Source organism: Kitasatospora sp. NPDC034533, assembly GCF_055575155.1.
In genome coordinates, this window is record NZ_JBVITE010000111.1 from 1 (window position 1) to 12,571 (window position 12,571).

Genomic DNA, 12,571 nt, shown 5'->3' on the forward strand with positions numbered 1-12,571 from the left:
AACGGCAGCCGCCTGATAGCCACACCCAGCACCCCTGGGCGACCCAACCTTACGAGTGGCTCGATCAACCCAGCTCAGAAGGTAGAGCCGCCTGAGCCGGCGCCGGGCCCGGTCGGGAGCACTTCGGCCGGGCCCGCGCGTTCGGGTTCGGCCAGGGCGTGTCCGGCAGTCCCCACCGGGCCCGCGGCGCGCCCCCGGCCTCCGGCCGGGAGGTACCCCCTCCTCCGCCTCGCCGTGCACGCACCCCGACGCCGCGCCCTGATCCGCCGCGACCTGTCAGACGCGCGCCCCGGCGCCGACCAGCGGCCGGTGGCAGGCCGCCGTGCGGCCGGGTGCCACCTCGCGCAGCGCGGGGACCTCGGTGGCGCAGCGGGCGTCGGCCAGGGGACAGCGGGTGCGGAAGCGGCAGCCGCTGGGCGGGGCGAGCGGGGAGGGCGGGTCGGCCGGGAGCAGCCCGGTGTCGCGCAGCGGGCGGCCGGGCTCGGGGACGGCGGCGAGCAGCGCCGCGGTGTACGGGTGCGCGGGGGAGGCGAGGACGGCCTCGGTGGGGCCGCGTTCGCAGATGCGGCCGAGCTGGAGCACGGCCACCTCGTCGCTGACCGCCCGGACCACGCCGAGGTCGTGGGAGATGAACAGGCCGGCCAGGCCGCGCTCCTCGGTGAGCCCGCGCAGCAGGTTGAGCACGGTGGCCTGGGCGGAGACGTCGAGGGCGGAGACCGCCTCGTCGGCGATCAGGACGTGCGGTCCGGCGGCCAGCGCCCGGGCGATGGCCACCCGCTGGGCCTGCCCGCCGGAAAGCTGGTGGGGGCGGCGGTCGCCGAAGAGGGCGGGCGGCAGGCCGACGGCCTCCAGCTGGCGGGTGACGACCTCCTCGCGGTTGCGGGCCGGGTCGGGGTGGGTGTCGAGGGGTTCGGCGACCAGGTCGCGGACCCGGCGGCGCGGGTTGAGGGAGGACAGCGGGTCCTGGAAGACCATCTGCATCCGGGGGCGGAGCGCTCGCAGGGCGCGCGGGGAGAGGGTGGCGAGATCGGTCCCGTCCAGGGTGACGGTGCCGGCCGTGGGCGGGGGAAGCCGCAGCAGGGCCTTGGCGATGCTGCTCTTGCCGGAGCCGGACTCGCCGACCAGGGCGAGGGTGCGGCGCGGGTACAGGGCGAGGTCGACGTCGCTGACGGCGTGCAGCGGGCCGGAGCGGGTGCGGTGGACGACGCTGAGGCCGGTGGCCTCCAGGACGGCCTTGCCGGGGCCCGGGGCGCCCGGGGCGGCGGCTTCGGGGACGGCTTCGGAGGCGGTGGTCATGCCGCGGGCTCCAGTTCCTCGGGGGCGGGAGTGTCGGCCTCGGTGAGCGGGAAGTGGCAGTCGGCCGTGTGGCCGTCCGCCGCCGTGTGGGTGGGCGGGGCGGTGGTGGTGCACAGCTGCGTCGCCCGCTCGCAGCGCGGGGCGAAGGGGCAGCCGGCGGCGGGCCGGCTGAGGTCGGGCGGCGAGCCGGGGATGGCGGGCAGGGTGCGCCGCAGCGGGCCGGTGACCCGGGGCACGGAGCGCAGCAGGGCCGCGGTGTACGGGTGCCGGGGGTGGGCGGTGACGGCCTCGGTGGGGCCGGTCTCGACGATCCGGCCGCCGTACATGACGGCGATCCGGCGGGCCCGCCCGTACAGCAGGCCGATGTCGTGGGTGATCAGCAGGGTGGCGAGGCCGCGGTTGAGCCGGTGCTGGTCGAGCAGGTCGAGGACGGTGCGCTGGACGGTGACGTCGAGGGCGGTGGTCGGTTCGTCGGCGAGCAGCAGCGCGGGTTCGCCGGCCAGAGCGGCGGCGATGCCGACCCGCTGGCGCAGGCCGCCGGAGAGCTCGTGGGGGTGGGCGCGGGCCCGCCGGGCGGGGTCCGGGACGTCGACCGAGGCGAGCAACTCGGTGGCGGTGCGCAGCCGTTCGCGGCGCGAGAGGCGGCGCCGGTTGGTGAGGGACTCGGTGACCTGGTCGGCGATCCGGACCACCGGGTTGAGCGAGGTCATCGGGTCCTGGTGGACCATGGCGATGCCGGTGCCGAGCAGTTCGGCCCGGCGGGCGGCGGTGGCGGCGAGCAGGTCCTCGCCGTTCAGCCGGATCTCGCCGGTGGCGGCGGTCCGGGTGGTGCGGGACTCGACGCCGAGGACGGTGCGGGCGAGGACGGACTTGCCGGAGCCGGACTCGCCGACCACGCCGAGGCACTCTCCGGCCGCGATGCTGAGGCTGACGCCGTGCAGGACGTGCAGGGTCCGCCCGTCGGGGGTGTGCAGGACGGTGTCCAGCGAGCGGACGTCGAGGACGGGGGCGGAGGTCATCCGCGCGCTCCCTTCGCAGCGGCGGGACCACCCGAACGCAGGTGCTCCCCGAGGTAGTTGAGGGCGAGGACGGTCAGGCAGAGCACCGCCGCGGGGGCCAGCGAGATCCACGGCGCGCTGCCGAGCGCGGTGCGGCCCTCGGCGATGATGCCGCCCCAGGAGGGCTCCGGCGGGCGCAGCCCGAAGCCGAGGAAGCTGAGCGAGCCCTCGGCGACGATGGCGGCCGTGGTGGCGGTGAAGGCGAAGGTGACGGCGGCCGGGGCGACGTGCGGCACGATCTCGCGGCGCAGGACGCGCAGCGGGGCGGTGCCGAGCATCCGGGCGGCCTGGACGAAGCCGCGCTCGGTGAGCGAGAGCACGATGGCGCGCACCACCCGGGTGAAGTGCGGGACGGCGAACAGGCCGATCAGCGTGCCGATCACGGTGAGGCTGGGCCCGCGCAGCGAGACCACGATCATCACCAGGATCAGGCTGGGCACGGACATCAGCAGGTCGATCACGAAGCCGATCACCTTGTCGACCGGGCCGCGGAACCAGCCGGCGGCGAGCCCGAGGGCGCCGCCGCCGAGCAGCCCGACCAGGATGGTCAGGGTGGCGACGGTGAAGGAGGCGCGGGCGCCGGCGACGGTGCGTTGCAGGACGTCGCGCCCGGAGCCGTCGGTGCCCAGCCAGTGGCCGGGGCCGGGGGCGGCGGCGGGGTGGGCGAAGTCGCCGTGGAGCGGGTCGAAGCCGGGCAGCAGGGGCAGCAGCAGGGCGGCGAGGGCGACCACGGCCAGCCAGGCCGCGGCGGCGAGCACGCCGACGGGCGGGCGGCGGCGGGCGGTGCGCGCCGCCCCGGCGGCCGGGGCGGTCACGGCGGCGCTCTCCGCGGCGGTGCCGGCGGCGGTGTCGGCGGTGGTCACGGTGGCCGTCTCGGCGGTGGTGTCAGCGGTGCTCATGGGCGATCCTCGGGTCGATCGTGCGGTACAGCAGGTCCACCGCGAGGGTGGCCGTGACCACGCCGACGGCGCTGACCACCACCACGGCCTGGACGACCGGGAAGTCCCGGCCGGCGATGGCGGCGGAGGCCAGGTTGCCGACGCCGGGCACCGCGAACAGCGACTCGACCAGCACCGAGCCGCCGAGCGAGGTGCCGATGCCGATGCCGACCAGCGTCACCAGCGGAAGGCTGGAGGGCCGCAGGGCACGGCGCAGCAGCAGCCGGGTGGTCCCCATGCCGCGGCTGCGGGCGGCGGCGATGTAGGGCTGGTCGAGGGTGTCGAGCAGCTGTCCGCGCAGGGTGCGGGTGAACACGGCGGCCTCGGTGAGGCCGAGGGTGAGCGCGGGCAGCACCAGGTGGCGCAGGTTCCCGGCCGGGTCCTCGGTGAACGGCGTCCAGCCGGTGGCGGGCAGGACGCGCAGCTGGACGGCGGCGACCCAGATCAGCAGCAGTCCGAGGGCGAAGCCGGGGACGGCGAGCCAGCCGAAGGTGCTGGCGGTGGCGATCCTGTCGAAGGTGCCGCCGGGCCGCCAGGCGGAGAGCAGGGCGACGGGCACGGCGATGCAGAGCGCCACCAGCTGGGCGGCGAGGAACAGTTCGAGGGTGACGGGGATGCGGTTGCCCAGTTCGGTGGTGACGGCGACGCCGCTGGACAGCGAGTGGCCGAGGTCGCCGTGCAGGGCGTCGGCGATCCACTGCCAGGTGGCTGCGAAGACGTTGCGGTCCAGGCCGAGTCCGGCCTCGTACGCGGCGATCTGCTCGGGGGTGGCGGTGGGGCCGAGGGCGGCGACCGCGGGCGAGCCGGGCATCAGGTGGGGCAGGGCGAGCGCGGCGAGGGCGACCAGCAGCAGGACGGCCGCGGCCCGGCCGGCCCGCCCGCCGTACCGCAGGGCGGTGCGGGTGGTGGCGGTCATCGCTTCACCCACAGGGTGGCGGGGGAGACGTTGATGACGGTCCGCTTGGACAGGTCGGGCAGGCCGCCGACCTTGGCGGAGGCGAGGAAGCCGAGGCTGTTCTCGGTGAGGAAGGCCATCGGCACCTCGTCGGCCACCCGCTGGGCGGCCCGGTTGTAGGCGGCCGACCGCTGGGCGGCGTCGGTCGAGGCGCGGCCCTCGGTGATCGCCTTCGCGGCCTCCGGGTCGGACCAACCCGTGAAGTTGTACGGCGAGTTGGGGAGGTAGAGGTTGCCGAGGGCGGTGTCGGTGTCGCCGAACATGCTGGTGACGAAGTCCATCACCTGGAACTTGCGCTGGAACATCGCGGTGCCCAGGCCGGCGCTGTCGAGCGGCTTGACGGTCATCTTGATCCCGGCCTCGCCGAGCATCTGCTGGAGCACGGTGGCGCGCTGCTGGCCCTCGGGGCGGCTGTCGACCAGGTAGTCGAAGGCGAGGTCGGGGTGGCCGGCCTCGGCGAGCAGGGCGCGGGCCTTGGCCACGTCGCGGGCCGGGTACCCGGCGGCGGCGCGGTACGGGGAGCGGGAGCCGATCGGGCCGTCCGCGACGGAGCCCTGGCCGAGGTAGACGACCTTCTCCAGGGCCTCCCGGTCGATCGCGTAGCGCACCGCCTGGCGCACCCGCACGTCGTCGAAGGGCGCGGCCTTGGTGTTGAACAGGACGGCGGTGGTGGAGCCGGGTCCGGTGGCGGCGCGCAGCCCGTCGGCGGCGGCCTGCTTGAGCTGGCCGGGCGTCTCGGCCCAGATCACGTCGGTGTCGCCGGAGCGCAGCGACTGGTAGCGGCTGTCGACGTCGGGCAGCACCCGGTAGACGAGCTTGTCGGCGTGGCCCTTGGCGCCCCAGTACCCGGGGTTGCGGGCGAGGGTGACGGAGACGCCGGGCTGCACGCTCTCCACGGTGTACGGGCCGGAACCGACGGCGGGGGAGTCCCCCGCCGGGGCCTCGGAGACGTAGCCGAGGGCACGGGTGAAGAGGTTCGGGAAGGCCGCGTCGGGCGCCTTGAGGGTGAAGGAGACGGTGGTCGGTCCGGTGACGGCGGTGGCGGCGATGGTGGCCGCGTCGGCGGCGCAGGCGCACTTGTTCTCCGGCTTGGCGAGCCGCGCCACGTGGTCGGCGACGGCCTGGGCGTCCAGCGGCTTGCCGTCGCTGAAGGTGACGCCCTCGCGCAGGTCGAGGGTCCAGACGGTGGCGTCGGCGTTGGAGGTGAAGGACTTGGCGAGGTAGGGCTGCACGCTGCCGTTGTCGCCGTTGACCATGAGCGGGTCGTACAGGGCGTTGGCGAGGACCATCAGCGGCATCGACGTCAGCGCGCTGTCGGCGGGGTCGAGCTTGGCGAACGGCCGGTCCAGGCCGATCTTGAGGGTGCCGCCGTCCACCGCCGGCCCGTCGCTCGCCGCGCCGGCGGTGTTCCCGGCGGCGGTGCCACCGCCGGCCAGCGCGTCGTCGGAGGCGGAGCAGGCGGTGAGGGCGAGCGCGGCGGTCAGGGCCGCCGATGCCAGGAGGTAGTGGCGCTTCATGGTTCCTCGGTTCGGGGGAGTGGGGGCGGCCAGGGGGAGGTCGGCCGCCGACGCCCCACACCATTCCGGAAGTGGCAGTACTGTCAAAAGGCAGTTGTGCAAATTCCAGATGACGAAGATCGGAAGAGTCGGCGCTCGCCTTGAGCGAGCACGGCAGGTCGTGATTCGGTACTGCCAGCGGCCCCCTCGGTGGCCCACGACCACTCGACTCACCGGGGCTCAACTCACCGAGAGGAAACGGAAGAACGATGCAGGGGACGGACACCGTGGCGGAGCCGGGCATGCGCGACCGCAAGAAGGCGCGCACCCGCGACAGCATCCGCAGCGCGGCGCTCGACCTCTTCGAGGAGCAGGGCTACGAGCGCACCACGGTGGACCAGATCTGCCGCCGCGCCGACGTCGCCCACCGCACCTTCTTCCGCTACTACCCGGCCAAGGAGGCCCTGCTGTTCGGCTGGGACTTCGGCCACGTCGTGCTCGACGCCTTCGCCGCCGCCCCCGCCGAACTCCCGCTCTGGGCCGCGCTCGAACACGCCCTGGCCGTCACCGGCGGCCGGCTGGAGGAGCCCGTCGAACACACCGAGCGCCGCCGCCGGCTGCGCCGCGGCCTGCTCGACGTCCACGCGGTGCGCAACTACGCCCTGGTCGTCATCGACGCCTTCACCGAAGGAACCGTCACCATCGCCGCGGAGCGGCTCGGCACCGATCCGGCCACCGATCTGCGCCCGGCGGCGTTCGGCGCGCTGTTCGGCGCCGTGGTGCGGCGCCACGTGCTGATCGGTCAGGAGACCGGCACACTGGCCGACTGGGTCGGGGCCTACCGGGACGTGCTCGTCACCGCCGGCTGACCCGACCCCCGACCCCGATTCCCTTCCCCTCCGGGCGCGCCGCAGGCCGTCCGTACGGCACCGCACGCCCACTTATCCCCCCGTGCGCGGTCCGCCGCGCGCATTCGCACACCCTTCGCAATTCCGAAAGGCCCCCCGTATGTCCCTGGTCAACTTCCGCGACCCCGCCACGCTCACCGACCCCGAGGGCCGCTGGATCCGCTCCGGCGCGCTGTTCCGCTCCGCCCAGCCCTTCCCCTCCGCCGACGAGGCCACCGTCGCCCAGCTGCGCGAGCACGGCATCACCACCGTCGTCGACCTGCGGGGCGAGGCCGAGAGCAGCCCCGAGGACTGGGCCGCCGTCGAGGCGGCCGGCCTCACCGTGGTCGCCGCCCGGATCGATCCGAGCGGCGACGAACTCGCGCGGGCCATGCGGACCATGACCACCGCCGAGGACCTCGGCGCCTTCTACCTGCTGATGGCCGAGTCCGCGCCGCAGGCCGTCGCCGCCGCCGTCGAGGCCGTCGTCCGCCCCGGCGGGGTGCTGGTGCACTGCGCCGCCGGCAAGGACCGCACCGGGCTGCTCACCGCGCTGCTGCTGGAACTGCTCGGGGTGCCCGCCGAGGAGATCGTCGCCGACTACGCCCGCACCAACGAGGCGATCCAGCGGATCTGGGCCGGCCTCGCCGACCGCAACCGCGCCGCCCTCAACGAGGTCGAGGCGGGCCGCATGGTCGTCCCCGCCCCGCTGCTGGAGGCCCCCGCCGGGGCGATGAGCAGCTTCCTCGCCCTGGTCCACGGCAAGTACGGCGACGCCGCCGGCTTCCTGGCCGCCTGCGGGGTCACCGCCGGGACCCTGGACGCCTTCCGCGCCAAGGCCGCCGCGCCGGACGCCGCCCCCGCCGCGGCGGCCGAGGTGACGGCATGACGGCGGCCCTGCTGCGGCACACCGACGGCACCCCGTTCCGCGACCTCAACCACAACGGCACCATGGAGCCCTACGAGGACCCGCGGCTGCCCGTCGAGGAGCGGGTCGAGGACCTGCTCGGCCGGATGACGGTGGAGGAGAAGGCCGCGCAGATGCTGCACGGCCGGATGCTCCCCGGCGACCAGGGCCCGTTCCCCTCCGGCGCGGAGCTGATCACCGAACACGGCCTCACCCACTTCGCCATGATGGCCGTCCCGGACCCGCGTGCGATGGCCGCCTGGAACAACCACGTCCAGGACCTCGCCGCGGCCGGCCGGCTGGGCATCCCGGTCACCCTCTCCTCCGACCCCCGGCACGGCTTCACCGCCAACCCCGCCACCGCGTTCACCGGCGGCGGCTTCAGCACCGGCCCCGAGCCGATCGGCCTCGCCGCCACCGACGACCCCGAACTGGTGCGCCGCTACGCCGACCTGATCCGCCGCGAGCTGGTCGCCGTCGGCATCCGGGTCGCCCTCCACCCGATGGCCGATCTCGCCACCGAGCCCCGCTGGGCCCGGATCAGCGGCACCTTCGGGGAGTGCCCGGAGCGCGCCTCGCGCATGATCACCGCCTACGTCGAGGGACTCCAGGGCGAGCGGATCGGCCCGGACAGCGTCGCCTGCATGACCAAGCACTTCCCCGGCGGCGGCCCGCAGGCCGGAGGCGAGGACTCGCACTTCGCCGCCGGGCGCCGGCTGACCTACCCCGGCGGCGAGTTCGAGACCCACCTGCGCCCCTTCGAGGCCGCCTTCGCCGCGGGCACCGCGCAGATCATGCCCGCCTACGCGATCCCCTCCGGCAGCGGCCTCGCCGAGGTCGGCGCCAACTTCAACCGGGACGTCATCACCGGGCTGCTGCGCGGCAGGTACGGCTTCGACGGCGTGGTCTGCACCGACTTCAACGCCCTCACCGGCATGGAGATCCCCGGCGTGGCCACCCTGCCCCCGCGGCACTGGGGCGTCGAGGAGCTGTCCCTCGCCGAGCAGGTGGTGCTCACCCTGGAGGCGGGCGCCGACCAGCTCGGCGGCGAGAGCGACCCGGAGCTGATCCTCACCGCCGTGCGCTCCGGCGCGGTGACGGAGGCCCGGCTCGACGAGTCGGTGCGCCGCGTCCTGCGCGACAAGTTCCGCCTCGGCCTGTTCGACGACCCGTACGTCGACGCGGACGCGGCCGCCGGACTGGTCGGCGCCCCGGACGGCCGGGCCCTCGGCGTCGAGGCCCAGCGCCGCTCCCTGGTCCACCTGGCCGGGCGCCCGAGGGGCGGATCGCTGCTCTACGTCGAGGGCGTCGACCCGGCCGTCGCCGCCCGGTACGGCACCGTGGTCGAGGACCCGGCGCGGGCCGACCTCGCCGTGGTCCGCCTCGCCACCCCGTACGAGCGGCGCGAGGGGATGCTGGAACGGCACTTCCACAGCGGCTCGCTGGAGTTCGGGCCGGCCGAGGTCGAGCGGGTCGCCGCACTGGCGGCCGTGGTGCCCACGGTGGTCGTCGCCCAGCTGGAGCGGCCCGCCGTGCTCACCCCGATCGCCCCGCACGCGGCCCTGCTGGTCGGGGAGTTCGGCGCGGCGGACGAGGTGGTGCTGGACGCCGTCCTCGGCCGCGCTCCGATGACCGGGAGCCTCCCGTTCGACCTGCCGGTCTCCGACGCCGCCGTCGCGGAGTCCCGCGAGGACGTTCCCTTCGACACCCGCGCGCCGCTGTTCCGCTGCGGCCACCGGGCCAGCGACGGAGGCTGAGGGCCGGCCGGGGTCCGTCACCGCGTGGTGACGGACCCCGGCGCCCGTGCTCGGCCCTGTACCCGGTGCGAGCGACCGCGCCCGTGCTCAGCCCGGCGGGCCCGCCCCCGCTCAGTCCAGGCCCCGCGCCCGGCGGAACCGGTCCGCGAGCGCGTCCGGGCCGATCAGCGGGGCCGGGTAGTCGGCGCCGGCCAGCCACGGCCGGTGCACGGAGCGGCCCGGCAGGTGGGCGAGTTCGGGCACCCAGCGGCGCACGTACGCCCCGTCCGGGTCGTACCGGTCGGCCTGGCGCAGCGGGTTGGGCACCCGGTTGGGGCGGGTGTCGGTGCCGGTGCCCGCGACCCACTGCCAGTTGAGCTGGTTGTCGGCCACGTCGCCGTCGACGAGCAGCGACAGGAAGTGGGCGGCCCCGATCCGCCAGTCCAGGTACAGGTTCTTGGCGAGGAACCCCGACGTCAGCAGCCGGGCCCGGTTGTGCATCCAGCCCTCCTCGGCGAGCTGGCGCATCCCGGCGTCGACGACCGGGTAGCCGGTGCGGCCCTGCCGCCACGCCTCGGCCTCGCGCTCGTCCCGGTGCCAGCGGTCGCCCCTGGGGCGGTAGTCGCGGTGCGCGGCGTCCGGGCGGGCGGCGAGCACCTGGTGGTGGAAGTCGCGCCAGGCCAGCTGCCGGACGAAGGCCCGCGCCCCCTCGCCGTCGTGGCGCAGGGCGCCCTCGACCAGTTCGGTGGCGGACAGGCAGCCGAAATGAAGGTAGGGGGAGAGCCGGGAGGTCGCGTCGGCGGCGAGGTCGTCCCGCGCCTCGTCGTACCCGTCGACGTCCCAGCGCCGCCACCGCCGCCGCCCGGCGCTCTCGCCGCCGGGCGCCAGGGCGGGGGAGCACGGCCCCGCGAGGGCCGGGATCCCGCCGCCGATGCCCTCCGGGGTGGCGAGCGACCGGGGCGCGCGCAGCACCGTGCGCCGGGGCGCCTGCTGCCAGGCGCGGAAGTACGGAGTGAACACCGCGTAGTGGTCCCGGCCGGCCGGGACGATCCGGCCCGCCGGCACCACCGTCAGCGAGGCGTCGTGGACGTGCAGACGGTCGCCGAACAGCGTGCGCAGCCGCGCCTCGCGGCGGCGGGCGAAGGCGCTGACGCCCGCGGCGACGTGCACGGTGGCGGCGCCCGCCTCGGCGGCGACCCGGGCCGTCTGCTCGGCGGGCTCGCCGGTGCGCACGGTCAGCCGGGAGCCGATCCGGCGCAGCGAGGCGTCCAGGTCGGCGAGGCAGTCGGCCAGGAAGGCCTGCCGGTTGGGCGCCGCGAAGCCGGCGCCGGCGACGGCCGGGTCCAGGACGAACAGCGGCACGACCTGGTCGGCGGCCGCGCGGGCGGCGTACAGCACGGGGTTGTCGTGCAGCCGCAGGTCCTGGGTGAACAGGGCGATCGATACGGTCACGGGGTGGGCCCTCACAGATGGTGCCGTCGGGGGTGCTCGGGCACTCCTACCGGATGTCCGGACCCGTCGGCGAGGTGGATTGGTCCGAACGGGCGTGAGAGGCTCGCCCCATGGAACAGCGCCTTCTCGGCCGCACCGGCCGTCCCGTCTCGATCGTCGGACTCGGCACCTGGCAGCTCGGTGCGGACTGGGGGGACGTCCGGGAGGAGGACGCCCTGGCCGTGCTGGAGGCCTCGGTGGAGGCCGGAGTCACCCTCTTCGACACCGCCGACGTCTACGGCGACGGCCGCAGCGAGCGGCTGATCGGCCGTTTCCTGAAGGAGCGCCCGGACGCGCAGGTGCTCGTCGCCACCAAGTTCGGCCGCCGGGCCGAGCATCTCCCCGAGCACTACCACCTCGCCAACTTCCGTGCCTGGGCGGACCGTTCGCGGGACAACCTGGGGGTGGAGCGGCTCGACCTGGTGCAGCTGCACTGCCCGCCGACGCCCGTCCTCTCCTCGGACGAGGTGTTCGACGCCCTGGACACCCTGGTGGCGGAGGGGCGGATCGCCGCCTACGGGGTGAGCGTGGAGACCTGTGCCGAGGCGCTGACCGCGATCGCGCGCCCGGGCGTCGCGAGCGTGCAGATCATCCTGAACGCCTTCCGGCTCAAACCGCTGGAGCGGGTGCTGCCCGCGGCCGAGGCGGCGGGCGTGGGGGTCCTCGCCCGGGTGCCGCTGGCCTCCGGGCTGCTGGCGGGCCGCTACACCGAGCGGACCGTCTTCGGCGCGGACGACCACCGGACGTACAACCGCCACGGCGAGTCCTTCGACCAGGGCGAGACCTTCTCCGGGGTGGACTTCGCCACCGGCGTCGAGGCGGCCCGGGAGTTCGCCGCGCTCGCCCCCGAGGGGGCGACGGCGGCGCAGACGGCGCTGCGCTGGGTCACCCAGCAGCCGGGGGTGACCACGGTGATCCCCGGCGCCCGCGACGTGGCGCAGGCCCGGGCGAACGCGGCCGCCGCGGCTCTGGCGCCGCTGGCGGCGGACACCCTGGCCGCGGTGCGCGAGCTGTACGACCGGCGGATCCGGGCGCAGGTGCACGACCGCTGGTGACGGGCGGGCGCCGGGCCGGGCCGGGGTCGTCCGGTCCGGCCCGGCGCCCGGGCGGTCGTGGCGGTCACGACGGCCGCCGGACCGGGTCCGCGTGCCGGGGCCGGCGGTGCGACGGCCGGTCCGCCTCGCGGCCGGTGACCTCCCTCCGGTGATGGTGCGGACCGTCCTTCCCGGGCGTGCTCGCGCTCCCGGGCGTGCTCCAGGAGCCGGCGCGCGCGCCGGACGCGCCCCTGGGCGGCTTCGGCGGCCGGCGGTGCACCAGGTGGTGGCTGCCCCAGGCGAACGCGCAGATCAGTACGGCGGCGATGGCCAGGGCGGGTACGGCGACGGCGAGCAGGGACGGGCCGTCGGCCGTCGGCGAGAGCGGTTCGGTGGTCATGGTCTTCTCCTCTCCTTCGGTCCGGCGGCGGGCCCGGCCCGGAGGGGAGGGGGTACGGAGCCGGGCCCGCCGCATGGGGCCCGCCTACCCCGGCCGTCGGCGGGCATGCCCCTCGGCCGGCCGGCCGGGCCCGCTCGCGGGCGGGCCCGGCGCGCCGAGGCCGCGCTCCGGCGACAGCCGCCGGGCGGGGCCCCGGGACTCGCCCGGCGGCCGGACGCCGCCGGGCGACCGTGCGAGCCGCGGGCGTACGGACCCTTGTGACCCTTGTAGCCCTTGGGCCCCTAGTAGGGCTTGGTCAGGTTCGTATGGGTGTGGGTATGTCGCGGTGGCAGGTCGGACAGTGGCCAGCCCAGGTGGCGAGGATCAACTGCAG

Annotated in this window: 11 protein-coding genes; 4 read left to right on the top strand and 7 right to left on the bottom strand. The window is 75.8% G+C overall.

The features are described from left to right. Positions 1-276: 276 nt before the first annotated feature. Genes ACZ55U_RS37685 through ACZ55U_RS37705 form a run of 5 tightly spaced genes read right to left on the bottom strand, consistent with a single transcriptional unit; the run spans position 277 to position 5,764 of the window. Complete coding sequence (locus tag ACZ55U_RS37685) at positions 277-1,296, bottom strand: oligopeptide/dipeptide ABC transporter ATP-binding protein (protein WP_465533909.1); 1,020 nt, start codon at positions 1,294-1,296, stop codon at positions 277-279. Beyond that, a complete protein-coding gene (locus ACZ55U_RS37690) occupies positions 1,293-2,315 on the bottom strand; it encodes an ABC transporter ATP-binding protein (RefSeq protein ID WP_465533911.1) in 1,023 nt (340 codons plus the stop codon). The genes ACZ55U_RS37685 and ACZ55U_RS37690 overlap by 4 nt, the downstream gene beginning before the upstream one ends. Beyond that, on the bottom strand, positions 2,312-3,253 hold the full coding sequence (locus tag ACZ55U_RS37695; protein ID WP_465533913.1) for an ABC transporter permease: 942 nt from the start codon (positions 3,251-3,253) through the stop codon (positions 2,312-2,314). The genes ACZ55U_RS37690 and ACZ55U_RS37695 overlap by 4 nt, the downstream gene beginning before the upstream one ends. Next, on the bottom strand, positions 3,240-4,208 hold the full coding sequence (locus tag ACZ55U_RS37700; RefSeq protein ID WP_465533915.1) for an ABC transporter permease: 969 nt from the start codon (positions 4,206-4,208) through the stop codon (positions 3,240-3,242). The genes ACZ55U_RS37695 and ACZ55U_RS37700 overlap by 14 nt, the downstream gene beginning before the upstream one ends. Then, entirely contained in the window at positions 4,205-5,764 is a 1,560-nt protein-coding gene (locus tag ACZ55U_RS37705) for an ABC transporter substrate-binding protein (RefSeq protein WP_465533917.1), read from the bottom strand. Before ACZ55U_RS37705 ends, ACZ55U_RS37700 begins: the two co-directional genes overlap by 4 nt. A gap of 248 nt (positions 5,765-6,012) precedes the next feature. Between ACZ55U_RS37705 and ACZ55U_RS37710 the strand changes: the two genes are divergently transcribed. The 3 genes from ACZ55U_RS37710 (at position 6,013) to ACZ55U_RS37720 (ending at position 9,294) form a co-directional block, all read left to right on the top strand. After that, complete coding sequence (locus ACZ55U_RS37710) at positions 6,013-6,612, top strand: TetR family transcriptional regulator (protein ID WP_465533919.1); 600 nt, start codon at positions 6,013-6,015, stop codon at positions 6,610-6,612. 139 nt (positions 6,613-6,751) lie between these two features. Then, the gene (locus ACZ55U_RS37715) at positions 6,752-7,519 is read left to right on the top strand and encodes a tyrosine-protein phosphatase (RefSeq protein WP_465533921.1); all 768 of its coding nucleotides are present in this window, start codon (positions 6,752-6,754) and stop codon (positions 7,517-7,519) included. Continuing rightward, positions 7,516-9,294 (top strand): glycoside hydrolase family 3 protein, encoded by a 1,779-nt coding sequence (locus ACZ55U_RS37720; RefSeq protein WP_465533923.1) that lies wholly within the window; start codon positions 7,516-7,518, stop codon positions 9,292-9,294. Before ACZ55U_RS37715 ends, ACZ55U_RS37720 begins: the two co-directional genes overlap by 4 nt. Before the next feature lie 111 nt (positions 9,295-9,405). On the opposite strand, the gene ACZ55U_RS37725 is transcribed toward ACZ55U_RS37720, so the two are convergent. Then, entirely contained in the window at positions 9,406-10,725 is a 1,320-nt protein-coding gene (locus ACZ55U_RS37725) for a cryptochrome/photolyase family protein (RefSeq protein WP_465533925.1), read from the bottom strand. A 110-nt stretch (positions 10,726-10,835) separates the two neighbouring features. Between ACZ55U_RS37725 and ACZ55U_RS37730 the strand changes: the two genes are divergently transcribed. Further along, positions 10,836-11,819 carry an aldo/keto reductase gene (locus ACZ55U_RS37730; protein WP_465533927.1) on the top strand — a complete coding sequence of 328 codons (984 nt, stop codon included), beginning with the start codon at positions 10,836-10,838 and terminating at the stop codon, positions 11,817-11,819. A 64-nt stretch (positions 11,820-11,883) separates the two neighbouring features. Here the strand turns inward: ACZ55U_RS37730 and ACZ55U_RS37735 are convergent, their stop codons facing one another. Then, positions 11,884-12,198, bottom strand: a complete 315-nt coding sequence (locus ACZ55U_RS37735) for a hypothetical protein (protein ID WP_465533929.1) — start codon at positions 12,196-12,198, stop codon at positions 11,884-11,886. Between the last annotated feature and the right edge of the window lie 373 nt (positions 12,199-12,571).

Bases quoted from the DNA above. Each gene is read 5' to 3' on its own strand.
- ACZ55U_RS37685 (WP_465533909.1), bottom strand. From the start codon at position 1,296: ATGACCACCGCCTCCGAAGCCGTCCCCGAAGCCGCCGCCCCGGGCGCC.
- ACZ55U_RS37690 (WP_465533911.1), bottom strand. From the start codon at position 2,315: ATGACCTCCGCCCCCGTCCTCGACGTCCGCTCGCTGGACACCGTCCTG.
- ACZ55U_RS37695 (WP_465533913.1), bottom strand. From the start codon at position 3,253: ATGAGCACCGCTGACACCACCGCCGAGACGGCCACCGTGACCACCGCC.
- ACZ55U_RS37700 (WP_465533915.1), bottom strand. From the start codon at position 4,208: ATGACCGCCACCACCCGCACCGCCCTGCGGTACGGCGGGCGGGCCGGC.
- ACZ55U_RS37705 (WP_465533917.1), bottom strand. From the start codon at position 5,764: ATGAAGCGCCACTACCTCCTGGCATCGGCGGCCCTGACCGCCGCGCTC.
- ACZ55U_RS37710 (WP_465533919.1), top strand. From the start codon at position 6,013: ATGCAGGGGACGGACACCGTGGCGGAGCCGGGCATGCGCGACCGCAAG.
- ACZ55U_RS37715 (WP_465533921.1), top strand. From the start codon at position 6,752: ATGTCCCTGGTCAACTTCCGCGACCCCGCCACGCTCACCGACCCCGAG.
- ACZ55U_RS37720 (WP_465533923.1), top strand. From the start codon at position 7,516: ATGACGGCGGCCCTGCTGCGGCACACCGACGGCACCCCGTTCCGCGAC.
- ACZ55U_RS37730 (WP_465533927.1), top strand. From the start codon at position 10,836: ATGGAACAGCGCCTTCTCGGCCGCACCGGCCGTCCCGTCTCGATCGTC.
- ACZ55U_RS37735 (WP_465533929.1), bottom strand. From the start codon at position 12,198: ATGACCACCGAACCGCTCTCGCCGACGGCCGACGGCCCGTCCCTGCTC.